The following is a 24036-nucleotide window of genomic DNA, read 5'->3' on the forward strand; positions in this document are numbered from 1 at the left end:
CGGCACGGCGACCGAAACGGTGTTTCGGCGCCGGTCCCTGGTATGCGTCAGCGCTCGCAGCGCGAATAGTCACCCGCGCGGCAGGCCGAGACGTCGCGGCGCCACTGCGCCAGATCGGCCTCGTAGTCGCGGCGGGCCTGGGCATAAGCGCGCGAAGGGCTGGAAGAGGCCGGGCGTTCGTCCCGGCGCGCATAAGGCTCGCCGTCCTCGTCGCCGGCATAGTCGCCGCGTGCATATTGCCCGGTCGCCTCGTCGTCCTGCTCGTCCCCGCCGCCCTGGCGCGCACGATAGGCTTTCCAGCCGGAAGCGTATTGCGCATCGCGCTTGCGCACATAGTCCAGTTGATCACGATTGAGCTTGCGGATGATCGCGGCGTCGCGGGCAATGTCCTCGGCGCTCATGCGGTCATTGGGATCGTCGGCCCGCGCGGTACCCGAAAAGCCCGGCGCACAAAGCGCCAGCGTGCCCAGCGCCAGCAGGATACGCGTACCCGTCTTGCGGCCCCTCATTGTTCTCGTCTCCGTCCCTGGATGATCCAGGCGATCCCTGGCGAGGCGCGGGGCCGGAGGCAATTCGATATGCGACGAGCGGCAGGCGCGCACGACGAGGCGCGCGAGGCGTGCGCCGGATGGCGGCAGAAAGAAGCCGCCGACAGGAACTTTCCCGTCGGCGGCTTCCTCGGCGGAGTCTGAGACTAAGGTGTGCCTACTTCCCCCGGCGCGCCACGACGGCGAGGCTGGGGGCGGCTGCCGCCAGTTGGCCCGGGTTTTCGCGGGCGGCCATCCGCGTCGCCATCATTTCATCGCGGGCCGCAAAGGCCCGGTCGAGCGAGGCGTCGCGGCAGTCGTGCACGCGGGCCAGTTGATCCAGCTGGTTGCTTTCAAGCGGTCCGCAAACGGCGCGAACGGCAACTTCCAGCCGGGTATTGAGCGTATCGATACCCGCCTGGGTATCGAGGTTGAGGTCGCCGTAACGCACCTCACGATGCGGAACGTCGCGGAGCGAGCCGTCCTTGACGACCACGTCGGCAAGGGCCGGGGCGACAAGCCCCGAGGTCGCCACGAACAGCATGCCGATGGCGGCGAAAGCGGTGTGAATCCTGGTCATTGCATTCTCCTGTTGCTCAAGAGTGCAGATCTCCGCACGCAAGCCCCCACGGCCCGCGAAACGCGAACTGCAACGCGACCTCAATCGATGAGAAAAGTCGTTCCCAAACAACGGTAACGTCGCGGGGAGTGTGTCGACTCCATTGAACATGTATATACTTTAGTTCTGCCCCTTCGATCTCGCCTTGGCTTTTGAGCAATGTCTGGACATTTACTTGTATTTCTTGTTGACCATGCGGCAAAAGGTGAGTCGGTTATTATTACCGGGCAACTTCTCTATTACTCTTAACCTCGTCGCATTCAAGTCATCCATTGGGTCGGATCGTCGAACGGCATAGTTCGGCCGACGGATGACATCGCCGGCCGGGCGGCCGCCGCGATGCGCAGGGCAAACCGTTGCAATCCGGCAGCCGGTTCCCACATGAGGTCCCGTCCCTGCAGCAAAAGCTCTGGTCGCGGCTGCTTGCGCTTTGCGAACAAATCTGGAACACGTCACCTCCATGAGTCTCTCCCACATCACGGTGCGCGGTGCGCGCGAGCACAACCTCAAGGGCTTCGACATCGAGCTTCCGCGCGAGAAGCTGATCGTCATCACCGGGCTTTCGGGCTCGGGGAAATCCAGCCTCGCCTTCGACACGATCTATGCCGAGGGGCAGCGCCGCTATGTCGAGAGCCTCTCGGCCTATGCGCGCCAGTTCCTGGAGATGATGCAGAAGCCGGATGTCGAGCATATCGACGGCCTCAGCCCCGCGATCTCGATCGAGCAGAAGACCACCAGCCGCAACCCGCGCTCCACGGTGGCGACGGTGACGGAGATCTGGGATTACATGCGCCTGCTCTGGGCGCGCGTGGGCATTCCCTATTCGCCTGCCACGGGCCTGCCGATCGAGGCGCAGACCGTCTCCAACATGGTAGACCGGGTGATGGAACTGCCCGAAGGCACGCGTGCCTACCTGCTCGCCCCGGTCGTGCGCGGCCGCAAGGGAGAGTACCGCAAGGAACTCGCCGAGTGGCAGAAGGCGGGCTACACCCGCGTGCGCATCGACGGTGAACTCTACGCCATCGAGGACGCCCCCGCGCTGGACAAGAAGTACAAGCACGACATCGAAGTCGTGGTGGACCGCATCGCGGTGAAGGACGGCATCCAGACCCGCCTTGCCGACAGCTTCGAACAGGCACTCAAGCTGGCCGAGGGGCTGGCCTATATCGACCTTGCCGACGGCGTGGTGCCGGGCCGAGAGGACGAGGGGAAGGGTAGCAAGAAGACGCTCAAGGGTACCGGCCTGCCGCCCAATCGCATCGTCTTCTCCGAGAAGTTCGCCTGCCCGGTCAGCGGCTTCACCATCGAGGAGATCGAACCGCGCCTGTTCTCGTTCAACGCGCCGCAGGGTGCGTGCCCGGCCTGTGACGGCCTGGGCGAGAAGCTGCTGTTCGACCCGCAACTGGTGGTGCCGAACGAGCATCTCAGCCTCAAGCAGGGCGCGATCGTGCCCTGGGCCAAGTCCAACCCGCCTTCGCCTTACTACATGCAGGTGCTCTCCAGCCTGGCCGCACACTTCGGGTTCGACCTGACCACGCCGTGGGACGCGCTCTCGCCCGAGGTGAAGATCGTCATTCTCTACGGCACCGTGGGCAAGGCCGTGCCGCTGACGTTCAAGGACGGGCGCAAGGAATATACGGTCAACAAGCCGTTCGAGGGCGTGATCGGCAACCTCAACCGCCGCATGATCCAGACGGACAGCGCCTGGATGCGCGAGGAACTGTCCAAGTTTCAGACCGCGCAGCCCTGCGAAACGTGCGAGGGCAAACGCCTCAAGCCCGAGGCGCTCTCGGTCAAGATCGCCGGCAGCGACATCGCCGATGCCGCGCGCCTTTCCGTGTCGGACGGCTTCGCATGGTTCGGGGAGCTTGAGGGCAAGCTGACCAGCCAGCAGCAGCAGATCGCCAAGGCCATCCTCAAGGAAATCAACGAGCGCCTCGGCTTCCTCAACAACGTCGGGCTCGATTACCTCAACCTCGACCGTACTTCCGGCACCTTGTCGGGCGGCGAGAGCCAGCGCATCCGCCTCGCCAGCCAGATCGGCTCGGGCCTTTCGGGCGTGCTCTACGTGCTCGACGAACCCTCGATCGGCCTCCACCAGCGCGACAACGACATGCTGCTGGAAACGCTGAAGCGCCTGCGCGACCTGGGCAATACCGTGATCGTCGTCGAGCATGACGAAGACGCCATCCGCACCGCTGACCACATCGTCGACCTCGGCCCCGGCGCCGGTGTCCACGGCGGCGAAGTCGTGGCCGAAGGCACGCTCAAGCAGGTTCTCAAGAGCAAGAACAGCCTCACCGCCGCCTACCTCAACGGCACCCGCAAGATCGAGGTGCCGACCGAGCGCCGCAAGGGCAACGGCAAGAAGATCGTGGTCGAGAACGCCCGCGCCAACAACCTGCGGGGCGTCACGGCGGCGTTCCCGCTCGGCACGTTCTGCTGCGTTACCGGCGTCTCCGGCTCGGGCAAAAGCTCGCTCACCATCGACACCCTGCAGGCCGGCGCCTCGCGTCAGCTCAACGGCGCGCGCGTGGTGGCAGGCGCGCACGACCGCATCACCGGCCTCGAAAACTGCGACAAGGTCATCGAGATCGACCAGTCCCCGATCGGCCGCACCCCGCGCTCCAACCCCGCCACTTATACCGGCGCCTTCACCCAGATCCGCGACTGGTTCGCGGGCCTGCCGGAATCCCAGGCGCGCGGCTACAAGGCCGGGCGCTTCAGCTTCAACGTCAAGGGCGGCCGCTGCGAGGCGTGCCAGGGCGACGGCCTCATCAAGATCGAGATGCACTTCCTGCCCGACGTCTACGTCACGTGCGAGGAATGCCACGGCAAGCGCTACAACCGCGAAACGCTGGAAGTGAAGTTCAAGGGCCACTCCATCGCCGACGTGCTCGACATGACGATCGAGGACGCGGAAGAGTTCTTCAAGGCCGTGCCCCCCATCCGCGACAAGATGCACATGCTGAACGAAGTCGGGCTCGGCTACGTCAAGGTGGGCCAGCAGGCCACCACGCTCTCCGGCGGCGAGGCGCAGCGCGTCAAGCTCGCCAAGGAACTCGCCCGCCGCTCCACCGGGCAGACGCTCTACATCCTCGACGAGCCGACCACCGGCCTCCACTTCGAGGACGTGCGCAAGCTCCTCGAAGTGCTCCACCGCCTGGTCGAGCAGGGCAATTCGGTCGTGGTGATCGAGCACAACCTCGACGTCATCAAGACCGCCGACTGGATCATCGACATGGGCCCCGAAGGCGGCGTCCGCGGCGGCCAGGTCATCGCCGAAGGCACGCCGGAGGATATCGTCAAAGTGAAGGCGTCCTTCACCGGGCACTATCTGAAGCCGCTGCTTTCCAGCTGGGCAAAGTAGCGGTGACAGGCTGGCGCGCGCAGTTCGAGGACGCCTTGCGCGTTCTCGCGCGTGTCAGCATGGCCATGGACGATGCGGGGCATCGCCCGCCGATCCTCGTCGGCGGTGCGGCAGTGGAAATCTATACGCAAGGCCAGATCGCCACTGGCGATTTCGACCTGATCTGCGGTCGGCAGGATTTGCTGGAAGAGCAGTTCGTCCGCTTCGGCTTCGAACGCCCATCCGGCCCCGGAAAAAGCACGCGCGGCTGGATACATCGGGAGCTGGGCATGGGGTTCGAGGTCGTATCCGACACCCTGCTTGGAGGGCTCGCGGATCGCGCCATGGTGCGTGTGCTCGAACTCGGCGATGACGGCGCCGTCGCCATCATCGCGCCCGAGGATATCATTGCCGACCGCATGGGCCAGTACGCGTCAGGCAGTGCGCCGGAAATGCTGGGGCAGGCCCGCGCGCTCTATGCGCTTTGCGAGGGTCTGGACATGGCCTATATGGAACGACGGATTTCAGAGGAAACGGCAGGCAGCCATGGCCTTCAAGACCTTGCAGACGAAGCGTGAGCCGCTGACGCTGGAAACGCTGGCGCGGAGCATCGCCCGGCGTCGTGAAGGGGCGCCTGAAATCCGAATACCCCGTAACGACGGTACGCGGCGTACTCCGTCGAAGCAGGCGCTTCTCGATGAAATCGAAAATACGGACGCCAACTGGTAACTGGCGTGGATGGTGGTGATCGAGCACAACTTCGACGTCATCAAGACCGCCGACTGTATCATCGACATCGGCCCGGAAGGCGGCGTCCGCGGCGGCCAGATGATCGCCGAAGGCGCGCCGGAGGATATCGTCAAAGTGAAGACGTCCTTCACCGGGCGCTATTTGAAGCCGTTGCTTTCCAGCTGGGCGAAGTAGGGGCGCCGTCAGTAGTTGCTCCGCCAGTAAACCCGTCGCCCCGGACTTGATCCGGGACCGTTGGCCTGTCGAGCTAGGGTTTCTGATGGGGCCAACCCATCATCACCCGTCGTCCCCCCCCCGAAAGGGTAGGGCGCTTTTCTTTTAGAGCACGCAGAGAAACAGCGCACAAATGCCCCCCTCCCATCGTCATTGCGAGCGTAGCGAAGCAATCCAGGGCGGCGTGAGACCGACTCTGGATTGCTTCGCTACGCTCGCAATGACGAATGTGGGTTGAGTTCAGTTTTTCCACGACCGCATCGATCAGGCGCCAATACTGACATCGCTTTATCTTATAATTTTTTCTTTCTCCACGTGGCTTTGTTTCCTTTGAGTTCGGGGTCTAGGTAAATTAGACCTTGGTCTCGTAGGCGATATAAGACGTCCTTCATTTTATTTTCACTCTTGATTCCAGTTAATTCTCGCGCTTCGCTGTTACGAATACTGTCGTTAGTTTTTAAGAACTCAATCACCGCTTCTTCTGGAGTCGCAAGAGGCGTGTGAGCGATAATAACTTTGACCGAGTTGTTGTTGATCTCAATGACGGGGGGTTTGAGTCGTCGATCTTGCATTTTCTGATAGGCAGTATTTAGCCCTTCGCCTAAATCCTGATTGGGTGCGTTTGGATAGCGACGAAGTGTTCTGACTATTTTTGGGTTTCTACTATATCGAACGTCGAGTATATTGTCTAGATTGACAAAAGCAGGTAATGTTCCCGGGCTGATAATCTCAATTCTGTTTTGAAAAATCAATATTTGCGTGTCATCGGCGATGGAATAGTCGCGGTGGATGATGGCATTGGTCAATATCTCCCAGATTGCTTCCGGTGGGTAATCCACCTTTTTAATACCTTCTGGGGTAAGAATACTAATTCCCGATATTATTTCTGTGATTCGATCGACGACCTTGTGTATCTGTGCATAAAGTGGCCCTCCGATGGTTTCATTTATCTTTAGGTGCTCGCGCTCCGGCCGCTCTTCGCGGGTGTCGTAGAATACGATGCGACATTCACATCTTGTTGGGATCAAGCCTTGCGGATTCTCAGAAAGAAGAAGTGCGCCAGCCACAAAAGGCTTCCAATCCTCTCGATCAATTAACCCTTCATTTATCGCAAATGCGAGTGTGTCAGGGCCTTCGGGAATGGAGCTAGTTAAAATACTAGCCTGTTCTGTTTCAACTATATCTTCAGCTTTGTGATTGATCAGTTTGGTGTTTTCAAAGCTTATGGCGCCTTTTGAAAATGCCAATTGGGAAATTTCATTAGGGTCTTTGACCGCAACGCTGCTCGCGCCGAGTCGCTTGTAAGTAGTTCCATCGGCGGTGCAGTGTACGTGCTGGGTTTTGTCGACAAAAACACGGAGCAAGTAGCCTTCGTTATCCTCTACGGTATGAAAAGAATATCTAAAGGTTACCGGAGGATTTAAAGAGCATATATTGTGAAGTACATCATTGGCGTCTTCTGGTGACGCAAAGAGTGATATTTTATTTTTGGGATTTATTTCTTCTTTGTCATCTTTGATGCCGAACGCAATTTCCCTCCTTCTGCGTTGGCGAAAGCGACGGCAATTTTCTGAGCAGTTTTAGCTTTGGACAGAGCTGACTTACGGTCAAAGAATTGATCTTCTGGCCGTTTACAGAGCGCATAAGCTTGCTCTTGCGACATAGTCGGAATCGAATTCGGTTCCATCGTTTCCCCCAACCGGAAAAGACTAAGTTCTTATATCAGAACCGTAATTGTAACAATCAGCGTAAATGAGTCTCCACATAAAACGAGGGAAGATACCTTTGGGCGATCCTCACTTTCCTACAGTCGCGCACATGCGATAAATGATCCGGTTCAACCCGACGCGGCTGTGTCGGGGCATTGGCTCCAGTTCTGGGGATGAACCATGTCCGATCGTTCCAAATCTTCGTATCCCACCGCTGTCGGGAGGGGGTGGATTCCGGCTTCTTGGGATGTCGGGTTACCGGAGGAGGTCTTTCCTCATCGTGGGCCTCAGGCCGACAGCGGTCCCAGCTTTCTCTGGGATGACGAAAGGGGCTTCGGCACCGAGGCCCCGGCTTGTGCGGACGCTGTGACCGAGGCTCTCAAGGCGTCCGCTCCAGATCGGTGGGGCGCGGCGGATACATTCGGGGAGCGCGAGGGCGATGGCCCTCGTACTTGTGCTTCTTCTGCCGGCTCCTCTTCAAGGCACTCCGCCTCCGCGACAGGCTCCGACAATGGGTGGACGCCCGCGCGGAAGGTGCGGTTTCTCGATCATCTCTCCGAGAAGGGCGACGTGCGGGCGGCGGCGGCGCGGGTGGGGATGTCGCGGCAGTCGGCTTACGTGTTGCGGCGGCGGGACCGGGTCTTCGGGCAGGGGTGGGAGGCGGCGCTGGTGCTGGCGCGGCGGCATGTCGAGGAAGTGCTGGCGACGCGGGCGCTCGATGGGGTGGAGGAGCCGGTGTTCTATCACGGCGAGCAGGTGGCGGTGCGGCGGCGGTTCGATACGCGGCTGCTCCTGGCGCATTTGGCGCGGCTCGACCGGGCGGCGGGGGCGGATGTCTCGGGCGAGGGGGTGGAGGATCTCGCCGGGCGGTTCGACGAGGTGCTGGCACTGCTGGCGGGCGAGGCTCCGGAGGCGGACATGGTCTGCTCGGCCGATGCGGGTTCGCGGGCTCTGGCGGCGACGCGGCCGGCGTCGCGGCCCGATCCGGTCCTGCCGGTGGCGCGCGCGGTCTATGTCGATCGCATGGCCGAGCCTTATGCCGAGGCGGCTTACGAGGCGTGGCTGGGCGCGGTGGCGGCGGGCGAGGCCGGGCCGGAGGACGAGCCGGACGAGGGTTTGGCCGTCTGGCGGTCGCTGGCGGGGGCGGCTTGGGATGTCTGGCAGGACCGGGCTTTCGCGGCGGTCGATGCGGTGTGCGGCGTCTCGGGCGGCGAGGGCGGCTATGGCGAGAGCGGGGGCGGGCAGGAGGGGCCGCTTGAGTTCAAGTCGCTGGACGGAAGGTCGGGGACGGGGCTGGGGACGGGAGTGCGTTTTCGGTCTCTGGACCGTGTCAACCGTGTCAACCTCGGGCCGATACGGCGGGCCTGGGTGCGGGGGCGGCGAAGAATGTTCGGCTCGTCCGGGAACCCGGCAGGCGGTACGATGTTATTGTGAGTGAAGGCCGGCGCGGTGCTTCCCCACCCCCTCCGTTACCGCGTCGGCCTACCCTTTTTCAGAGGGCCTGCGCTTCTTCGGAGCATTGGCCGGCGGTAGGAGCCGGGCGGGATCAGTCGTTGTCGGAGCCGTCGGAAAGAACGGCCAGCTCGACTTTGCCGGAACCCATGCGCGCGATGCCGATTTCCTTGGCGGCGGCCTCGGAGAGGTCGATCACGCGGTTGGAATGGAACGGGCCGCGGTCGTTGATGCGGACCATCACGGAGTCGCCGGTCATGGCGTTAGTGACGCGCAGCATGGTGCCGAAAGGCAGCGAGGGGTGTGCGGCGGTCAGTTCGTCCGGGTTGAAGCGCTCGCCGCTGGCGGTGCGGGCTCCCCGAAGCGAGTGGCCGTAGAAGCTGGCGGTGCCACCGCGAATATCCTCGAATTCCTGCGTATCCTGCTCAAGCGACTGCGGAAGCGCGGCAACCGGAGCGGGCATGGCGGGGGCAGGGATGACGGCGGCAGAAGCCGGGGCCTCGGCCACCTTTGCGGGCGCCAGCTTCGACTCGGCAACCGCCGAGGAGGCCGGAGCTACCAGCATGGCAGCGGTGGCAAGAGCAAAGCCGATCCGAGCAATTCGGTGGGCTTTATGCGGTTGGTTGTGCTTCCCCGTCATGCGGAGGAGTCCTACAGGCAGTTCGTCGCCAAGGGGACCCATGCAAAAGCGGCCCATCGCTCTTTCGCAACGGGCCGCCCTATGTCGTTAACGCATTGAAAGGATTCGGAAGGCCGAATCCCGGGTCTTACTTGGCGTCGCGCTGGGCCAGGAGACGGAGTCGCAGGGCGTTCAGCTTGATGAAACCGGCGGCGTCCTTCTGGTCGTAGGCACCGGCATCGTCCTCGAACGTGACGTGGCGTTCGGAGTAGAGCGAGTCCGGCGACTTGCGGCCGACGACCGAGGCATTGCCCTTGTAGAGCTTGAGGCGAACGGTGCCGTTCACGCGCAGCTGCGAGTGATCGATGGCGGCCTGGAGCATCTCGCGCTCCGGTGCGAACCAGAAGCCGTTGTAGATGAGCTCTGCGTACTTCGGCATCAGCTCGTCCTTGAGGTGCGCGGCGCCGCGGTCGAGCGTGATCTGCTCGATCCCGCGATGGGCGCGGGCGTAGATCTCGCCGCCCGGCGTCTCATACATCCCGCGCGACTTCATGCCGACGAAGCGGTTCTCGACGAGGTCGAGGCGGCCGATGCCGTGCTTGCGGCCGAGTTCGTTGAGCGCAGTGAGGAGCGAGGCGGGGGACATCGCAACGCCGTTGAGAGCGACGCCGTCACCCTTCTCGAAGTCGATGGTGATGTATTCCGCCGCGTCCGGCGCGTCTTCCGGGTTGACGGTGCGCGAGTAGACGTAGTCCGGGGTCTCTTCCCACGGATCTTCCAGGACTTTGCCTTCGGACGAAGTGTGGAGGAGGTTCGCGTCGGTGGAGAAGGGGCTTTCGCCGCGCTTGTCCTTGGGGACGGGGATCTGGTGCTGCTCGGCCCAGGCGATGAGGGCGGTGCGGCTGGTCAGGTCCCACTCGCGCCAAGGGGCGATGACCTTGATGTTCGGGTCGAGGGCATAGGCCGAGAGTTCGAAGCGGACCTGGTCGTTGCCCTTGCCGGTCGCACCATGCGCAACCGCATCGGCGCCGGTCGCGTGTGCGATCTCGATGAGGCGCTTGGAGATCAGCGGGCGGGCGATCGAGGTGCCAAGGAGATAATCGCCTTCGTAACGGGCATTGGCGCGCATCATCGGGAAGACGAAGTCGCGCACGAATTCCTCGCGCAGGTCGTCGATGTAGATGTTTTCGTCAGGCAGGCCCATCAGCTTGGCCTTGGCGCGCGCGGGTTCGAGTTCCTCGCCCTGGCCCAGGTCCGCCGTGAAGGTCACGACTTCGCAATTGTAGGTTACCTGAAGCCACTTCAGGATGACGCTGGTGTCGAGGCCGCCGGAGTAGGCGAGGACGACCTTCTTGATGCTGTCGGACATGGGCGCGGGCTCCGCAGAAAGGGCAGTGGATTCGGGACGCGCGCCTATCAGCACGCGCCCCTCTGCGCAATGAAGGAAAGGCCCGGGGCTATCCGGCGAGCAGTGCGGTTTCGTTCGCGGCGATGTAGTCCCGCGTGAGCGGCAGGGCGAGACGGCTGCGCGAATACTGGATCTGGTAATTGCACATGCCGCCGCTTTCGAAGGCCGCGGTGGCGCCCGCCAGGTAGAAGATCCACATCCGGTAGAAGCGCTCGTCCATCAGATTGACGATGGCTTCCTTGTTGGCGACGCAGCGCTTGTACCATTCGCGCAGGGTCAACGCGTAATGCAGGCGCAGGTTCTCGACATCGGTGGCGATCAGGCGGAACTTCTCGCTGGCTGCCACGGTCTCGCTGAGCGCGGGGATGTAGCCGCCGGGAAAGATATACTTGCGCGTGAAGGCATCGGTCGCACCTGGGCCGCCCATGCGGCCGATGGTGTGCAGCAGCATGACGCCGTCGTCGGTGAGGAGGTTGCCGACGGCCTTGAAGAACTGGCTGAACTGCGCCTGCCCGACATGCTCGAACATGCCGACCGAGACGATCCGGTCGAACTTGGCGCCGCGCGCGGCCAGATCGCGGTAGTCGACGAGTTCGAAAGTGACCTTGTCCGCCACGCCGGCCTGTTCGGCACGTTCGCGGGCGAGGGCAAGCTGTTCCTCGCTGAGGGTAATGCCAAGTACCGAGACACCGGCGTGCTTTGCGAGGTAGATCGCCATCCCGCCCCAGCCGCAGCCGATGTCGAGCACCCGCTGGCCGGGTTCGAGCGCGAGCTTGGCGGCGATATGCGCCAGTTTCGCCGTCTGCGCCTGTTCGAGCGTGATGCCGGGTTCCGGCCAGTAGGCGCAGGAATACTGCATGTGCTCGATGTCGAGGAACAGGTTATAGAGATCGTTGCCGATGTCGTAGTGGTGAGCGATGTTCTTCTTGGCGCTCGCGGCCTTGTTGATGCCGTCGACCAGCGTGACGACTTTGCCCTTCAGCTTCTTGAATGGCGTATGTTCGTGTAGTTCGCCGCCCTTGTCCCACTTCGCATTGGCGCGGATCAGTTCGACCATTTCCATGATGTCGCCCTGCTCGATGACGAGCTGGCCATCCATGAAGGCTTCCGCTGCGCCAAGGCGGGGATCGGTGAGGATGCGCCGTTCGCCCTTCGCGTCGGTGAAGCGGATGCGGACTTCGGGAAAGCCGGGGGTGGACGTGCCGAAGCGTTTGACGCTGCCATCGGGGCGGACGACCTCCAGGACACCCTTGCGGACGCCGCGCTGGAGGAAGTGATCAAGAATTCCCATTGCCATCAACCATTTGTGAAGGGCGCTTAGGCCCGGTGCAAGAGGGTTTCGCGTGCGATCTGCGCAAGCGAGGACGAGTCAGGTTCACGTCCGCCAGGTGTCTTTCACTGGCGGGCGAGGAAGAGGACATCGCGCGGCTGCGCGAGAAGGTGCTGGCCGGAATCGACATAGAGCGTCTCGCCGCTTTCCAGCCAGCCATCCGACAGGAACAGGGCCGCGGAAGCGACGTCCTCGGCCGTGGTCTTGCGGCCGAGCAGGTTCATGCGGTGCGAGACTTCGGCTTCGGCTTCGGTCTGGTCGTGGCTGGCGAGTATGGCGCCCGGCGCCAGGCCGTAGATCCTGTCCTCGGCCTGCGGGCGCGCCATCGACAGCATCGGGATCGTGGCGGCGAGCGCGTGCTTGCTCATCGTGTAGGAGAAGAAGTCCGGGTTCGGGTTGAGCAGCTTCTGGTCGGTGACGTGGATGACCCGCCGGCCGCCGGCGGCGCGTGCGCTGGCAAGGAAGGCCTGAGCCAGCCGGGCCGGCGTTCCCGCGTTCACGCGCATGGCCTTGTCGAAAGTCGCGGGATCGAGCGCCTGCGCCGTGTCGAGGTCGAACATTCCCGCGCAATTGACCAAAACGCGCCAGTCGGGAAAGCGGCTGGCGAGGTCCCGGATCATCGCAGGTCCGGCGTTCCAGTCGTCCAGTTCGCAGCTTACCACTTCGGCGGAGGGCAATTGCGCGGCGAGCGCTTCGGCCTGGTCTCGCGAATGGCCGTAGTGGATGACGACATGCCAGCCGGCCGCTCCGAACCTGCGGGCGATCGCGGCGCCGATTCGCTTGGCGCCGCCGGTTACCAGCATGGTCGGCAGCTCGCTCAACGAAGGGCCGCCGTCGTGACAGGTTGACACGGTTTACACGGTTCAGGCGAAGTTCCTGCGGCCCCCTCGACGGTCGGTCCGGTGCGGAGAAAGGCAGGACGGCAAGGGGGGGGCAGGCAGGCGGTCATCGGCGTGCATAGGAGCACAGACTGGGCCTGTAGGAAAGGCTTGTGAGCGGTTCTGTACGTATCCGCTCTCCAAGACCCTTCAGCCCGCCAGCGAGGGAACCGGGGCGGCGGCGCGGCCGGGGGTGCGCTGCGGCGCCGCAATACCCGTCACGGCCTGAAGGCGCAGGGCGAAATCCGCCTCGTAGAACCGGCATAGAAAGTCGAGTTGCCTCGCCGTGGGCCGTTCGCCCGTTTCGCCGCTGCGGTTCCACTCGGGCAGAGAGTCCAGTTCCTCGCGCCCCAACCGCCGACCGATTTCGCCGATCCGCTCATAGGGGATCAGCCGGTCCACCGCCGGACGGCCCCTGGCATCGAGAAGGTACCAGCTTTGGGGACGGAAGACGTGATCGACATCGAAAGGAGACCGCGCCGATGCGAGGTGTTCGATGGCATCGTCAATGCTGCGGAAGCTGCCGTAGCGGCCGCGGAAGGGCTCGGAAATCGTGCGGTGGCGCGTTCCTCCCGCGCGGGCATAGCGGAAGGCGGACAGGAAGCGATCGACCGGATCGCGGACAAGCGCGAAGCTCGGCAGGGCCAGCAGATCGGGCGCGACCCTGGCGTAGTAGAGTGCGGAGCAATGCTTCATCTGGGCGCCGTAGAGGCGGTCGCAGATCGAAGTGCCGGCGTTCTTGGGAACGTGGATGAACAGGAGGCGGCTGGCGCGGATACGGTCGATCCGGCGGCGGCGTTTCCCGTCGATCCAGGGGCGTAGTCCGTGGCGGCAAAGCCGTTCGGGAACGTCGCTGACCAGCTTTACGCCAAAGGCCGATGCGACGATGCGGTTGACGCCGGTGGTACCGGTAGTCCGTTCAAGCTCTGGTGCCATATGGCGGGGGCTTAGGGCCTTGCCGTCGCCCTGCGATTTCGAAATATTTCAGTCGTGGCACCCGTGCGACGCGCCGTCCGGAGGGGCGGCGCGTCGTGGTTTTTCAGGGATTAACGCCCTATCAGCGGCAGCGGGGGCGCGAGTTGTTGCGGTCGATCTGACGGCCGAGCAGGGCGCCGCCGGCAGCGCCGAGCACGGTACCGGTGGCGCGATCGCCGCGGGTGTCGATGGCGCGACCGGCCAGGGCGCCGGCAACGCCGCCGATCAGCAGGCCGGTGGTGCCGTTCGACTTCTTGCAGCGATAGCGGCCATCGTTACCGCGCCAGTAGCGGACACCGTTGTCGGTGCGGTGATAGCGCGGGCCGTGATCGCGGGCCACGGCCACTTCGGTGACGGCGAAAGTGGCGGGGATGGTGAGAGCGGCCAGGGCGGCGGCTGCGATGGCTTTACGCATCTGAAATCCTTCTTTGTTGAATGTCTTGTACGACCGGCGTCCCGAATTCCATTGCGCGCCAGAACCTGCGATGAACATTATTGCACGCAGCGAGATACGCGCCGAAGCGAAGGCCGCGCGCGACGAACGGCTTAGGTACTGATCAAGCCAATTCTGTCTCGCGGTCGGGCATCGAAAAAGTTAACCAACGTCGGCGTCAAATCAGCAAACTGTTAACTATCATGGTCTAACAAAGTTGCGGGGTTCAACGGGTTTGGGGTTTCGTTTTCATGAAGAGCCAGGGCTTGCGCAATGTCGCTGCCGGGACCGGCCTGTCAGTGGCTGCGACGTCGCTGCTGCTGCAGGTCGTGGCTCTGGTGCCTGGTTTCGCCATGCCGGTACAACTCGTCGTGCTGGGGGTGATGGTGGCGCTCGCCGTGTCCGCGCCGGTGTGCATCGTGCTCTTGCGCCAACAGGCCCGGATTTCGGCGCTTCATGACGAACTGGCCCAGGCCTTCAAGCGGCTGGAGCGCACGGCGCGGGTGGACGGGATGACCGGCCTTACCAACCGCGACGTGTTCATCGAGATGACCCGCGACGCCATGGCGGACCGCGATGGCTGGCTGATCGTGGCGGACGTCGACCATTTCAAGCAGATCAACGACGGGTTCGGCCACGGCGTGGGGGACCGCGTGCTGGTGGCGATCGGCGATGCCATCCAGTCCAACTTGCGCGCCGGCGATCTGTGCGGACGGCTTGGCGGAGAGGAATTCGGCCTGTTCCTGCAGGCCCGCAATGGCCGCGAGGCCCATGCCGCGGCAGAGCGCCTGCGCCGCACCGTGGCGGACTTGGCCGTCTCGACATTCGCGGGCGGCAAAGTCGTGCCCACGCTCAGTCTTGGCGTTTCGGCCACGCATGGGCTGTCTCTGCCGGAAGTCATGCGGCGGGCGGACGAGGCACTGTACGATGCGAAGAGGCAGGGTCGCAATTGCACCGTTTCGGCGCCGGAACCGGCCATCGAGAACCATCTGAGGCTGGTCTCCATACAGGGCTGACAGCCGCTGGAACCGTAAACGAGAAAGGCGCGCCGTCCGCAGGGACGGCGCGCCTTTTCGCGAGAGGGCCGAGCGCGTCAGCTCAACGGCACTTCACGTCGCCCTTGTCGATCTGGCGACCGAGCAGGCCGCCGGCGACGCCGCCGATGATCGTGCCAAGCGTCTGGTCGCCATTGCCGGCAATTTCATGGCCGGCCAGCGCGCCGGCGCCAGCGCCGATGATCAGGCCGGTCGTGCCATTGTCGCGCTTGCAGTAGTAACGACCATCGCGGCCGCGCCAGGCGCGATCGTTGCGGCTCATGCGATGCGGTTCACGATAGCGGCCGCGCGAATCGTAGCGATCGCGGTCGTTGCGGCCGCGATTGTCATAACGGCCATCGTGACGGTCGCGGCTGTCATGACGATCGTCGTTGCGCCACATCTGGGCCGCCACGGGGGTGGCCATGGGCAGCACCAGGGCGGCCATGGTCAGCGCCATCAGGGTCTTCTTCATCGGGGTTTCCTTCCTGGAAATGCAATTCTGTAACGGCATAACGATCCGAATGGACCCTTGCTCCAAAACCCTGAATGAACCACGGGAAAAACCCTGAGAGCCGTTTCGGGCCACTTGTCGCTTCAGAGCTGCAGGATTAGCGCCAAGTAGCCGAAAACAAGAAGGAAACGAAAGATGCAACTCGATCTGGTCGACGTTTTCGCGGCCGGTCCGCTCACGGGAAATCCGCTGGCGGTCGTGCATGGCGGCGAGGGGCTGGAAGCGGCGGACATGCTGCGGATCACGCGCTGGCTGGGCTTTTCGGAAACGACCTTCCTGTTGCCGCCCACCGATCCCGGCGCGGACTACCGGGTACGGATCTTCTACCCGGCCGGGGAACTGCCTTTTGCAGGCCATCCGACCCTGGGAACCGCCCATGCCTGGCTGGCGGCCGGCGGGGTGCCGAAGCAGGCCGGCACGATCGTGCAGGAATGCGGGATCGGCCTTGTCGATGTGCGGCAGGAAAGCGGGATGCTGGCGTTCCGCGCGCCGCCGCTGCTGCGATCCGGCGCGCTGGACCCGGCGGATCTTGCCGAGACGATCCGGCTGTGCGGCGTGAACGAGCGAGACGTCGTTGCCGGCGTCCACGCCGCAAACGGGCCGGGCTGGAAGGTGCTGCACATGGCTTCGGACGATGCGGTGCTTGCCGCGGAGCCGGCAGCGCGCGCGCCGCTGCATACCGATGTCGCCTTGCTTGGTCCGCGTGCGGCGGATGGCGGGCCCCAGTGGGAACTGCGTGCTTTCTTCGCGGATGCGAGTGGACGCCTTTGCGAGGATCCGGTGACCGGCAGCCTCAATGCGGCCGTGGCGCAATATCTCTTTGCGGGCGGTCTGGCGAACGGGGCCTATGTCGCGGCGCAAGGGCGCATGACCGGCGCGGACGGATATGTCCATTGCCGCCAGGACACCGACGGCGCGATCTGGGTCGCGGGCAAGGTGGCCACGGTATCGGTAGGCGGAGCGATGCCGGGCCCGTTCTGAGGCTGCGTCGTCCCGGATCGGATCCGGGACGACATTCGGTTCAGCCCGGTTTCTTGGGCAGGGCGACCTCGGCAGTGCCGGTGCACATGGTCTTGCCGTTCTGATTGGTCATCAGGTGCTTGACGTGGACGAGGTGGCGCCCTTCCACGTCGACCGATTTTTCGGTGACTTCCGCCGTCTGGATCGTCACATCGCCGGTGAGCGCGGGGCCGCGGTAATTGGCGATGGAGTGGACGACCATGCCGTGTTCGCCCGCCCAGCCTGACAGGAAGTCCGTTACCCACGATCCCATCGAGGCGCCGTAGCCATAGCCGCGCGGCATGCCGATGCGGCGGGCATATTTGGGGAACAGGTGCCCGCGCGAGGGGCCGTAATAGGCGCCGTCGGTGAGGGCCGGGTTAATCAGCATCATGTCGGGGTCGTTCTCGTACCCGGCCATCTCGCGCGTGAAGCCCAGCGCTTCCAGGTCGTTCTTGCGCAAGTTCATCGTCCCCCAGGTGTTGACGATATAGGCGCGCCATTCGGTGGCGAAGCTGGCGATCGAGTGCGGGCCGAAGACGCGTTCGGGAAGCTGGTCGCCCACGGCGACGTCATCCCACCAACGCTCCTTGTGGCCCAGGTCGTGGAGCATCTTCACCCACGCGAACTTTCGGTCCTCGAGCGCGGCGATGGCTTCATCGGTCCATTCGGGTTCGTCGAACTCTTCGGTCTTCACCGAATCGCCGCCGGCATGGGCGAGATACCGGATCGCCGTGGAGCGCTGCCGGGCAATTTCCTCGCCCTTCTGGTTCGAATAGTTGTTGTCTCCCCGCTGGAAGCAGGTGGGACCGAAGCCGGTTTCCTTGACCTTGTAGTCGAAGGGAACGCGGGTGTTGGTCACCACGTCCCCGGCCTCGATGCGCGGTCCGTAGAACCACCATTCGTCGCCGCCGAACAGCAAATGCGAATTGGGGATGCAGCCGACGCAGGCCGGAGCGGCGCCGTGGCCGTCGTCCGTGGCGATGGCGAAGCTCTGCGGCGCCACGAGGCGGCCCCAGCGGCTGGCTTCGAAGGTCGCGGGGTCGAAATGCAGCAGGTTGGCATAGTGCATGGCATGGACCCAGCGCCGGATGTCGTTGTTGGCGACAGGCTCGCGCATGGGCGAGAAATCCATGGTCTTGCCGAGGTACTGGTCGATGTCGGTGAAGTCGATCGTGCCCGTGGTGGTGGTCATCGCTTTGGAAGTCCTGAAAATGTGGCCCTGGGGGTATGATTGGGGAGGGTCAGGTGGTGCGCGTGCCGGTGGCGTCCTCGGCCTTGAACACCGGGATTTCCGTGGCGGCCTTCATCAGCACCAGCGGGAGTATCCGCTCGGTGGAGGTCTGGTAGGCGGCGTAGAAGGGATGGCAGTCTACGAAGAAGTCCCAGACCTTCTGCCGTTCCGCACCTTCCGGTTCTCGCCAGGTGCCCTTGAAGGCCTGGGTGGCGATCTGGAACTCGACGTCCGGGCTGTCGACCAGGTTGAGGTACCACTGCGGATGGGTATCCGCTCCGCCCTTGGAGCCGCAGATTACCACTTCGCCGCCGATATCGGCGTAGCAGAGCGGGGTGATGAAGACCTTGCCGCTCTTGCGCCCGACATACTTGACCAGGCAATGCGTCGCGAAGGCGCGGCCGCCGACCGGGGTGATGTCCATGATGTGTCCCTGCACGCCGCCTGACTGCAAATACATGTCGCGGTGCTCGGTTACCCAGTCACGCCGCACGGCACTGATTGCCGCTGCCGATTCGTCGCTCATGACGCGTGCCTCTCCTTGTTCGCGGCGCAGGATCGCGAAAGGCGCGGGCAGGGTCCAGCAGTGATGGGCCTGGGCGTGGAGGTATCACCGGGGCGTAGTGTGAGCGTCTGCCCGCCCCGCTGCGATCGGGCAGCGGGGCGGGCATCCGGCCCTCAGGTCCTCAGGCCCTCACGTGTTCAGGCGTTGACCTGCCGGATCATCGGCGCCTGGCTGCGCCAGGTGTCCATCCAGTCGAGCACGTCGTCATAGGGCATCGGCTTGCAGATGCCGTAGCCTTGCCCGGCATTGCAGCCGAGCGAGACCAGCAGCTCCTGCGTTTCCGGCGTCTCCACGCCCTCTGCCACAAGCGGAATGCCCAGGCTTTCGCAGAGGACCACCAGGCTGTTGACCAGCGACTGGTCGAAGCGGCTCTCGGTGAAGCGCGAGATGAACGAGCGGTCGATCTTGATTTCGCTGATCGCGAAGTCGCGCAAGTAGCCGAAGGAGGTGAACCCGGCGCCGAAGTCATCGATGGAGAGCGGGATCTTGTGCTCATGCAGCCGCTCTATCACCCGCTTGGCCTGCGAGGGGTTGGTGATGAGCGCGGTTTCGGTCAGCTCCAGCGTGACCCGCTCAGGCGCTATGCGGTGGCATTCGATCAGCTCGACCACGCTGTCCACGAAAGTCGGACGCTCCAGCATGCGGGCGGAGACGTTGATGGCGATCGTGGCGCCGTCCACTTTGTCCTGGATGCGCGCAAACTGCGAGAGCACGGTGTCCAGGCACTGGTTGGTGAAAGTCTCCAGCAAGGGAGATTGCTCCACGGTGCGGATGAGCTGGTCTGCGGGAATATTGCCGCTGCGCGGATGGCGCCAGCGGACGAGTGCCTCGAAGCCCAGCACGCGCCCGTCGCGCAAGTCCACTTTCGGTTGCCAGTGCCATTCCAGAGCGTCGTGCGCGATGGCCTGGTCGATTTCCTCCAGCATGTCCTTGGGATCGAAGGCGGGAGACGCGGGCAGGTTTTCGCGGCTGGTGACGAGCTTGTCGATCCCGCGCTTGGCCGCATACATCGCATCGTCCGCTGCCGAGAGCAGGCCGGTGGGCGCATAGCCGCGCTGCGGGCACATGGCGATGCCGATCGAGGCGCCGACATGGAGAATGCGGTTTTCGTGGACGATCGGCTGCTCGATCACCCGGGCCAGCTTGCCGGCCAGCCCGGTTGCGGTGTCGTAGTCAGGCACGTCCTGCAGGAGCAGCGCGAATTCGTCGCCCCCGAGGCGCGCGACCGTGTCCACTTCGCGCAAGTGGCCACGCAGGCGGCGGGCGATGGTGGTGAGCACCACGTCGCCGGCGGCATGGCCGAAGCTGTCGTTGATCTCCTTGAACCGGTCGAGGTCGATCATCATCACGGCGAAGGACGAACCGTTGCGGCGCGCACGGGCGCAAGCCTGGCCGAGCCGGTCGAACAGCAGCGTACGGTTGGGCAAGTCGGTCAGCGGATCGTGCAGGCTGCGATGGGTCAGTTCTTCCTCGGTGCGGCGCAAGTCCTGCCGATATTTGCGCCAGGCAATGCCTTCCTCCACCGAAGCGGCGACGCGTTCGGGCGAGAGCGCGCGCTTGGTGAGATATTCGGTCATGCCGGCCTTGATCGAATTTGCCGCCACTTGCTCATCGACATTGCCGGTTACGGCCACGATCGGGCAGTCCTGGTCCACTTCGGCGCGGATCGTCGGCACGAGGTCGCGACCGTCGCCGTCCGCGAGGCCGAAATCGAGGAAGACGATGTCCAGCGAGGGTTCGGCATGGCGGATGATCTGCAGGGCCTCCGCCTGCGAGCTGGCCTCTATCACGTTGATCGAACGGGGGCCGCGCTGAAGCATGCGGATCAGGCGTTCCCGGTCGACATCGTCGTCGTCCACCACGAGGGCCTGGATTTCGGTCTTGCCGTTGTGAAAATATTCCATCGTCGTCAGGTCCTTCGGGTTGGGTTGGGCGACCGTGAGGCTGGCTTGGGCTTTTTGCCCGCTGGGTTTTTCGGCTGGATCGGGCCTGCTTCAGGGCAGGTTCTGGGTCGTCGCGTATTGCGTTATGAAATGGGCGAGCTGGGCGAATTGCGGCCCGACGGCGGACTTCACCATGTAGCCGGCGACATGTTCGTCGTAGGCGCGCGACCGGTCCTGATCGCGCGAACTGGTGCTGAGGATGAACACGACCGTGCGCTGCAGCGCCGGATCGGCGCGCAGGGTTTCCAGAAACTGGAAGCCGTCCATGTTCGGCATGTTGAGATCGAGCAGCACGATCACCGGCGTGCCGAGCCGCTTGGCCGGATGCTGTCCGCGCAGGATCTGCAGCGCCTCGCACCCGTCGCCCGCCGTCTGGCTGCGGCAGGGCACGCCGTGCCGCCGGAAGCTGCGCAGCACCCCTTCGAGCGCGACGTCGTCGTCATCCACCACCAGAACGGTATAGTCGAACAGGGCGGGGCGGCTGGGAGTGGACTGCTCACGGCCCGCGCTGTCTCCCGGGCGGTCACTCATCCTCGTATTCCTTCAGCAGGATGCGCGGCCAGTGGATCTCGAACGTGGCGCCGCCGAGCGCGCCGGGCGAGCATACGGTCACCATCCCGCCGTGGGCATTGATCATGCGCCGGGTGAAGGCGAGGCCGACACCGTCGCCGCTCGTGCCCGGCGAGGCCCGGTGAAACAGCTTAAAGATGCGCTCCTCGTTGCCCGGGGTGATGCCCTTGCCGTCGTCGTCGATCGTGAAGACCGAGAACCGGCCTTCCTCGCGCATGGCGATGCGGATCCGGCCCGAGCGCCCGCCATGGTGCTTGACGGCATTGCCGATGAGATTGCGCAAGGATGTCGCCAGCGGCGCGCGGGGCGCGGTGATGTCGCTGCCGTTCATGTCGATCTCCACCTTGAAGCTGTCCGGTACGAGGGCGAGGCCCAGCGCTTCGTCGACCAGTTCCGCGGGGGAGATCGTCTCCATGTGCCGGTCGCGCACGCCGGCGCGGGCATAGTCGAGCAGATCGTCGATCATCTGCTCGGCCCGAGCGATGCGCAGGGATATGCGGTCGAAATTGTGCTGGACGTCCTCGGGCAGCGCCACGCCGCTCAGGTCTTCGCGGATCCAGGTGACGAGGTCGGCGATGCCCCGCAGCGGAGAGCGCAGATCGTGACTGGCCACATAAGTGAATTCCTCAAGTTGCGAATTGGTCTGCTGGAGCGCGGTCTCGGCCCGCTTGCGCGACGAGATGTCGCTGACGATGGCCATGAACATCGGCTGGGCGCCGTTTTCGAGCTTGGTCAGCGCGATCTCGACCGGGATCTCCTGGCCGGAGCGGTGCAGCCCCGTGAGGTCGCGGCCGGAGCCCATCATGCGCGAGGCCGGGGCGGCGACATAGCCCTCGACGTGCTCGCGGTGGAGTTCGCGGTAGCGCGCGGGCAGCAGCGTCTCCAGCGGCTGGCCGACCAGTTCCTCGCGCGGATAGCCGAACTCGGCGGAGAGGGCGGAATTGACCTGGACGATGCGCTGGCGGGTATCGACGACGAGCGCGCCGAGGGGCAGGTTCTCGAAGATCTGCGAGAAGCGCTTCTCGGCGATGACCTGGCGCGTGAGGCTCTGGAAATAGAGTATCGCGCGCGCGCCGAAGTCGCCGGGGCAGGGGGCCAGCGTCACTTCGACCGTTTGCGGATTGCTTTCCAGCCCCTGGATGGCGACCGCGCGGCTCCACGGGGGGCGGGCCTCCAGGGGGGCGGCGAAAAACACCTCCAGCATCTGCCGCAGGATTTCGGCATCGTCCTCGGGCAGCCAGGCGAAGGCCAGGGTGAGGCGCAGGGCGGCGGGATCGGACTCGCCCAGGATCGCGGCAAGTGCCGGGTTCGCCCAGGAAATGACGCCGGCCTGATCGATGATCATCGCACCGATCGGTGCATGGCCGAGCGCAACGTGGACATCGGCCTGATCCTGAAGCGCAATCGTCACGACAGCTCCCTTCGCAGCGTAAGACACCGGGACTTCCCGGAAGGGGAAGCGGCGTTACCGTGCGACCGGGAGGTCGTGTGCGTTCGTTCGACGACGCGGCGATCGGCCTTCCGGGTTTCCGTCTAGGCGGCAGGCCCTTTGCGTCTGACGAAGGAAGGTTTCCGGATTTCTGCTTATTTTGAGAGGCAAGGGGCCGGCGCGAATGGGGCGCCTGGAACTACGGCTTCACCTCAGGCGCGCTTCCGGATGCGCACCAAACGCCTGTTTACAGGGCGACGAACTTCCCGGCATCGCGGTCCTTGCGGACCTGGAGGCCGTTGAAGACCGAGCCGTTCATCGTGATCCACACGCCTTCTGGCGCAGACTGGCAGCAGGCGAAGGCCATGCCGAGATTGAAGGTCGCGTCGCTTTCGGCAAAGCGGGCCGGGGCGAGGGCGCCGGTGAGCACGGTGGTCTTGCCGGGGACGTCTGCCAGAACCCTGGCAGTGTCCGTCATCGTGTCGGTGCCGTGGGTGATGACCACATGGGCCTCGGGCGCGGACGCGACGATGGCGCGGATGGCCGCACGGTCCTCGTCGGTCAGTTCCAGGCTGTCCTTGCGCATCAGCTCCACCACGCGCACCGGATGGGCGACGCGCGCGACCTTGAGCAGCTTCTCGATCACGCTTTCGGCGATCTGGTATTCGCTGAGCGCGTCGAAATACTGCTTGTCGAACGTGCCGCCAGTGGTGACGACGAGGATCGGAGAGAGTGCGGGGGCCTTGTCCATCCGCGCCATTTCCTCTGCCGACAGCCTCGGGTCAAGGTTTTCCTGCCACCGGGCCTGCCACTGGGCCTGCCCTTGAGCCTGCCCTCTAGCCTTCCGCTCAGGCCGCTTGCGGGCAGGGGCGGCGCGGCCAGTCGACCACGCCGATCAGAGTGTCCACGAAAGCCTCGCGTTCCTTCAGGGTGGGGCGCTTCGGGCGCATGAGAATGTCCGAACGATAGCCGACCATCGCCGAGACCGTCACTTGCGTCAGCCGCTCCGCCTCTTCCGGGGTGAACGTCGTCGCATAGAATTCGGTGACGCAGCCGCGAAAACGCGAGGGACCGCGTTCGTAGAACATCTCGTTGATCTCGGGAAAGCGCTCGCCCTCGCTCATGACGAGGCGGAACAGTTGTACCGAATTCTCGCGCAGCAGGCAGTCGATGAAGCGCAGGCATGCTCGTCGCAGGGCCGGGAACGAAAAGGTCTGCCCGGCAAGCACTTCGTTCACGTCCTGCGAGAAGCTGTCGACCTTGTTGTCCACCACGGCTGCGAACAGCTCTTCCTTGGAGCCGAAGTGCGCCCAGAGGGTGGCCTTCGAGCCGCCCAGTTCATCGGCGATCGAAGACATCGTGGTGGCGGCATAGCCTCGCTCGAAGAACGAACGCGTCGCCACATCCACGATGGCTGCCCTTTTCCTGGCCTTGTTGAGTTCTCTCTTGCCCAAATTCTCTGTCATAGTGGTACCAGGCAGTACAC

At 64.0% G+C, this 24036-nt stretch carries 25 protein-coding genes and 1 pseudogene; 8 read left to right on the forward strand and 18 right to left on the reverse strand.

All coding sequences use genetic code 11. The features are described from left to right. Window positions 1-47: 47 nt before the first annotated feature. Window positions 48-509 (reverse strand): hypothetical protein, encoded by a 462-nt coding sequence (locus tag AC1VV3_RS14135; RefSeq protein WP_314463631.1) that lies wholly within the window; start codon window positions 507-509, stop codon window positions 48-50. Between the two features lie 21 nt (window positions 510-530). Here AC1VV3_RS14135 and AC1VV3_RS14140 point away from each other — a divergent pair, with 21 nt between their 5' ends. Further along, window positions 531-692, forward strand: a complete 162-nt coding sequence (locus tag AC1VV3_RS14140; RefSeq protein ID WP_431568724.1) for a hypothetical protein — start codon at window positions 531-533, stop codon at window positions 690-692. A 13-nt stretch (window positions 693-705) separates the two neighbouring features. Here the strand turns inward: AC1VV3_RS14140 and AC1VV3_RS14145 are convergent, their stop codons facing one another. Further along, a complete protein-coding gene (locus AC1VV3_RS14145; RefSeq protein WP_431568725.1) occupies window positions 706-1107 on the reverse strand; it encodes a UrcA family protein in 402 nt (133 codons plus the stop codon). A 499-nt stretch (window positions 1108-1606) separates the two neighbouring features. On the opposite strand from AC1VV3_RS14145, the gene uvrA reads away from it, so the two are divergent. The 4 genes and pseudogenes from uvrA to AC1VV3_RS14165 form a co-directional block, all read left to right on the forward strand. Then, the gene (uvrA, locus tag AC1VV3_RS14150) at window positions 1607-4516 is read left to right on the forward strand and encodes an excinuclease ABC subunit UvrA (protein WP_431568726.1); all 2910 of its coding nucleotides are present in this window, start codon (window positions 1607-1609) and stop codon (window positions 4514-4516) included. Between the two features lie 2 nt (window positions 4517-4518). Further along, complete coding sequence (locus tag AC1VV3_RS14155) at window positions 4519-5073, forward strand: hypothetical protein (protein WP_431568727.1); 555 nt, start codon at window positions 4519-4521, stop codon at window positions 5071-5073. Next, window positions 5042-5224 (forward strand): hypothetical protein, encoded by a 183-nt coding sequence (locus AC1VV3_RS14160; RefSeq protein WP_431568728.1) that lies wholly within the window; start codon window positions 5042-5044, stop codon window positions 5222-5224. Before AC1VV3_RS14155 ends, AC1VV3_RS14160 begins: the two co-directional genes overlap by 32 nt. 9 nt (window positions 5225-5233) lie before the next feature. Beyond that, window positions 5234-5419, forward strand: a pseudogene (locus AC1VV3_RS14165) (excinuclease ABC subunit A); the annotation flags it as partial. A 332-nt stretch (window positions 5420-5751) separates the two neighbouring features. On the opposite strand, the gene AC1VV3_RS14170 reads toward AC1VV3_RS14165, so the two are convergent. Together AC1VV3_RS14170 and AC1VV3_RS14175 are read right to left on the reverse strand one after the other, a co-directional pair. Beyond that, window positions 5752-6822 carry an ATP-binding protein gene (locus AC1VV3_RS14170; protein ID WP_431568729.1) on the reverse strand — a complete coding sequence of 357 codons (1071 nt, stop codon included), beginning with the start codon at window positions 6820-6822 and terminating at the stop codon, window positions 5752-5754. A gap of 131 nt (window positions 6823-6953) precedes the next feature. Continuing rightward, entirely contained in the window at window positions 6954-7145 is a 192-nt protein-coding gene (locus tag AC1VV3_RS14175; protein WP_465128050.1) for a hypothetical protein, read from the reverse strand. A gap of 619 nt (window positions 7146-7764) precedes the next feature. On the opposite strand from AC1VV3_RS14175, the gene AC1VV3_RS14180 reads away from it, so the two are divergent. Then, complete coding sequence (locus AC1VV3_RS14180; RefSeq protein ID WP_431568730.1) at window positions 7765-8601, forward strand: hypothetical protein; 837 nt, start codon at window positions 7765-7767, stop codon at window positions 8599-8601. 112 nt (window positions 8602-8713) lie between these two features. On the opposite strand, the gene AC1VV3_RS14185 is transcribed toward AC1VV3_RS14180, so the two are convergent. The 6 genes from AC1VV3_RS14185 to AC1VV3_RS14210 all read right to left on the reverse strand — a co-directional run bounded on the left by AC1VV3_RS14185 (window position 8714) and on the right by AC1VV3_RS14210 (window position 14244). Further along, window positions 8714-9184 carry a septal ring lytic transglycosylase RlpA family protein gene (locus AC1VV3_RS14185; protein ID WP_132261910.1) on the reverse strand — a complete coding sequence of 157 codons (471 nt, stop codon included), beginning with the start codon at window positions 9182-9184 and terminating at the stop codon, window positions 8714-8716. 202 nt (window positions 9185-9386) lie between these two features. Further along, complete coding sequence (locus AC1VV3_RS14190) at window positions 9387-10607, reverse strand: argininosuccinate synthase (RefSeq protein ID WP_431568731.1); 1221 nt, start codon at window positions 10605-10607, stop codon at window positions 9387-9389. An 88-nt stretch (window positions 10608-10695) separates the two neighbouring features. Continuing rightward, window positions 10696-11937 (reverse strand): class I SAM-dependent methyltransferase, encoded by a 1242-nt coding sequence (locus tag AC1VV3_RS14195; protein WP_431568803.1) that lies wholly within the window; start codon window positions 11935-11937, stop codon window positions 10696-10698. Window positions 11938-12041: 104 nt separating this feature from the next. After that, window positions 12042-12779, reverse strand: coding sequence for an SDR family oxidoreductase (locus AC1VV3_RS14200; RefSeq protein ID WP_431568804.1), 738 nt, complete (start codon window positions 12777-12779; stop codon window positions 12042-12044). 225 nt (window positions 12780-13004) lie between these two features. After that, entirely contained in the window at window positions 13005-13790 is a 786-nt protein-coding gene (locus tag AC1VV3_RS14205; protein WP_431568732.1) for a sulfotransferase family 2 domain-containing protein, read from the reverse strand. A 121-nt stretch (window positions 13791-13911) separates the two neighbouring features. Continuing rightward, window positions 13912-14244: a glycine zipper 2TM domain-containing protein gene (locus tag AC1VV3_RS14210; protein WP_132261918.1), complete on the reverse strand. Its 333-nt coding sequence runs from the start codon at window positions 14242-14244 to the stop codon at window positions 13912-13914. Between the two features lie 269 nt (window positions 14245-14513). Between AC1VV3_RS14210 and AC1VV3_RS14215 the strand changes: the two genes are divergently transcribed. Continuing rightward, window positions 14514-15278 carry a GGDEF domain-containing protein gene (locus AC1VV3_RS14215; protein ID WP_134095053.1) on the forward strand — a complete coding sequence of 255 codons (765 nt, stop codon included), beginning with the start codon at window positions 14514-14516 and terminating at the stop codon, window positions 15276-15278. Window positions 15279-15360: 82 nt separating this feature from the next. On the opposite strand, the gene AC1VV3_RS14220 is transcribed toward AC1VV3_RS14215, so the two are convergent. Next, a complete protein-coding gene (locus tag AC1VV3_RS14220) occupies window positions 15361-15771 on the reverse strand; it encodes a glycine zipper 2TM domain-containing protein (RefSeq protein WP_132261922.1) in 411 nt (136 codons plus the stop codon). Window positions 15772-15945: 174 nt separating this feature from the next. Here AC1VV3_RS14220 and AC1VV3_RS14225 point away from each other — a divergent pair, with 174 nt between their 5' ends. Then, window positions 15946-16791, forward strand: a complete 846-nt coding sequence (locus AC1VV3_RS14225; protein ID WP_431568733.1) for a PhzF family phenazine biosynthesis protein — start codon at window positions 15946-15948, stop codon at window positions 16789-16791. 40 nt (window positions 16792-16831) lie between these two features. Here AC1VV3_RS14225 and AC1VV3_RS14230 read toward each other — a convergent pair whose 3' ends face one another. The 7 genes from AC1VV3_RS14230 to AC1VV3_RS14260 form a co-directional block, all read right to left on the reverse strand. Then, a complete protein-coding gene (locus tag AC1VV3_RS14230) occupies window positions 16832-18004 on the reverse strand; it encodes an FAS1-like dehydratase domain-containing protein (RefSeq protein ID WP_431568734.1) in 1173 nt (390 codons plus the stop codon). Window positions 18005-18053: 49 nt separating this feature from the next. Beyond that, window positions 18054-18569: a nitroreductase/quinone reductase family protein gene (locus tag AC1VV3_RS14235; RefSeq protein WP_431568735.1), complete on the reverse strand. Its 516-nt coding sequence runs from the start codon at window positions 18567-18569 to the stop codon at window positions 18054-18056. Window positions 18570-18745: 176 nt separating this feature from the next. Beyond that, window positions 18746-20512: a putative bifunctional diguanylate cyclase/phosphodiesterase gene (locus tag AC1VV3_RS14240; protein ID WP_482961922.1), complete on the reverse strand. Its 1767-nt coding sequence runs from the start codon at window positions 20510-20512 to the stop codon at window positions 18746-18748. Between the two features lie 90 nt (window positions 20513-20602). Then, complete coding sequence (locus tag AC1VV3_RS14245; protein WP_431568736.1) at window positions 20603-21082, reverse strand: response regulator; 480 nt, start codon at window positions 21080-21082, stop codon at window positions 20603-20605. Beyond that, window positions 21075-22532 (reverse strand): sensor histidine kinase, encoded by a 1458-nt coding sequence (locus AC1VV3_RS14250; RefSeq protein WP_243654017.1) that lies wholly within the window; start codon window positions 22530-22532, stop codon window positions 21075-21077. Before AC1VV3_RS14250 ends, AC1VV3_RS14245 begins: the two co-directional genes overlap by 8 nt. Window positions 22533-22797: 265 nt before the next feature. Further along, the gene (locus AC1VV3_RS14255) at window positions 22798-23301 is read right to left on the reverse strand and encodes an asparaginase domain-containing protein (protein ID WP_132261934.1); all 504 of its coding nucleotides are present in this window, start codon (window positions 23299-23301) and stop codon (window positions 22798-22800) included. A gap of 97 nt (window positions 23302-23398) precedes the next feature. Continuing rightward, window positions 23399-24016 (reverse strand): TetR/AcrR family transcriptional regulator, encoded by a 618-nt coding sequence (locus tag AC1VV3_RS14260; protein ID WP_132261936.1) that lies wholly within the window; start codon window positions 24014-24016, stop codon window positions 23399-23401. Window positions 24017-24036: the final 20 nt, after the last annotated feature.

It is taken from the genome of Novosphingobium sp. BL-S-34 (assembly GCF_056857015.1).

What these genes read in the sequence shown, in the direction of transcription:
- AC1VV3_RS14135 (WP_314463631.1), bottom strand. Translation starts at nt 509, where the DNA reads ATGAGGGGCCGCAAGACGGGTACGCGTATCCTGCTGGCGCTGGGCACG.
- AC1VV3_RS14140 (WP_431568724.1), top strand. Translation starts at nt 531, where the DNA reads ATGATCCAGGCGATCCCTGGCGAGGCGCGGGGCCGGAGGCAATTCGAT.
- AC1VV3_RS14145 (WP_431568725.1), bottom strand. Translation starts at nt 1,107, where the DNA reads ATGACCAGGATTCACACCGCTTTCGCCGCCATCGGCATGCTGTTCGTG.
- uvrA (WP_431568726.1), top strand. Translation starts at nt 1,607, where the DNA reads ATGAGTCTCTCCCACATCACGGTGCGCGGTGCGCGCGAGCACAACCTC.
- AC1VV3_RS14160 (WP_431568728.1), top strand. Translation starts at nt 5,042, where the DNA reads ATGGCCTTCAAGACCTTGCAGACGAAGCGTGAGCCGCTGACGCTGGAA.
- AC1VV3_RS14175 (WP_465128050.1), bottom strand. Translation starts at nt 7,145, where the DNA reads ATGGAACCGAATTCGATTCCGACTATGTCGCAAGAGCAAGCTTATGCG.
- AC1VV3_RS14180 (WP_431568730.1), top strand. Translation starts at nt 7,765, where the DNA reads ATGTCGCGGCAGTCGGCTTACGTGTTGCGGCGGCGGGACCGGGTCTTC.
- AC1VV3_RS14185 (WP_132261910.1), bottom strand. Translation starts at nt 9,184, where the DNA reads ATGCTGGTAGCTCCGGCCTCCTCGGCGGTTGCCGAGTCGAAGCTGGCG.
- AC1VV3_RS14190 (WP_431568731.1), bottom strand. Translation starts at nt 10,607, where the DNA reads ATGTCCGACAGCATCAAGAAGGTCGTCCTCGCCTACTCCGGCGGCCTC.
- AC1VV3_RS14195 (WP_431568803.1), bottom strand. Translation starts at nt 11,937, where the DNA reads ATGGGAATTCTTGATCACTTCCTCCAGCGCGGCGTCCGCAAGGGTGTC.
- AC1VV3_RS14200 (WP_431568804.1), bottom strand. Translation starts at nt 12,779, where the DNA reads ATGCTGGTAACCGGCGGCGCCAAGCGAATCGGCGCCGCGATCGCCCGC.
- AC1VV3_RS14205 (WP_431568732.1), bottom strand. Translation starts at nt 13,790, where the DNA reads ATGGCACCAGAGCTTGAACGGACTACCGGTACCACCGGCGTCAACCGC.
- AC1VV3_RS14210 (WP_132261918.1), bottom strand. Translation starts at nt 14,244, where the DNA reads ATGCGTAAAGCCATCGCAGCCGCCGCCCTGGCCGCTCTCACCATCCCC.
- AC1VV3_RS14215 (WP_134095053.1), top strand. Translation starts at nt 14,514, where the DNA reads ATGAAGAGCCAGGGCTTGCGCAATGTCGCTGCCGGGACCGGCCTGTCA.
- AC1VV3_RS14220 (WP_132261922.1), bottom strand. Translation starts at nt 15,771, where the DNA reads ATGAAGAAGACCCTGATGGCGCTGACCATGGCCGCCCTGGTGCTGCCC.
- AC1VV3_RS14225 (WP_431568733.1), top strand. Translation starts at nt 15,946, where the DNA reads ATGCAACTCGATCTGGTCGACGTTTTCGCGGCCGGTCCGCTCACGGGA.
- AC1VV3_RS14230 (WP_431568734.1), bottom strand. Translation starts at nt 18,004, where the DNA reads ATGACCACCACCACGGGCACGATCGACTTCACCGACATCGACCAGTAC.
- AC1VV3_RS14235 (WP_431568735.1), bottom strand. Translation starts at nt 18,569, where the DNA reads ATGAGCGACGAATCGGCAGCGGCAATCAGTGCCGTGCGGCGTGACTGG.
- AC1VV3_RS14240 (WP_482961922.1), bottom strand. Translation starts at nt 20,512, where the DNA reads ATGGAATATTTTCACAACGGCAAGACCGAAATCCAGGCCCTCGTGGTG.
- AC1VV3_RS14245 (WP_431568736.1), bottom strand. Translation starts at nt 21,082, where the DNA reads ATGAGTGACCGCCCGGGAGACAGCGCGGGCCGTGAGCAGTCCACTCCC.
- AC1VV3_RS14255 (WP_132261934.1), bottom strand. Translation starts at nt 23,301, where the DNA reads ATGGACAAGGCCCCCGCACTCTCTCCGATCCTCGTCGTCACCACTGGC.
- AC1VV3_RS14260 (WP_132261936.1), bottom strand. Translation starts at nt 24,016, where the DNA reads ATGACAGAGAATTTGGGCAAGAGAGAACTCAACAAGGCCAGGAAAAGG.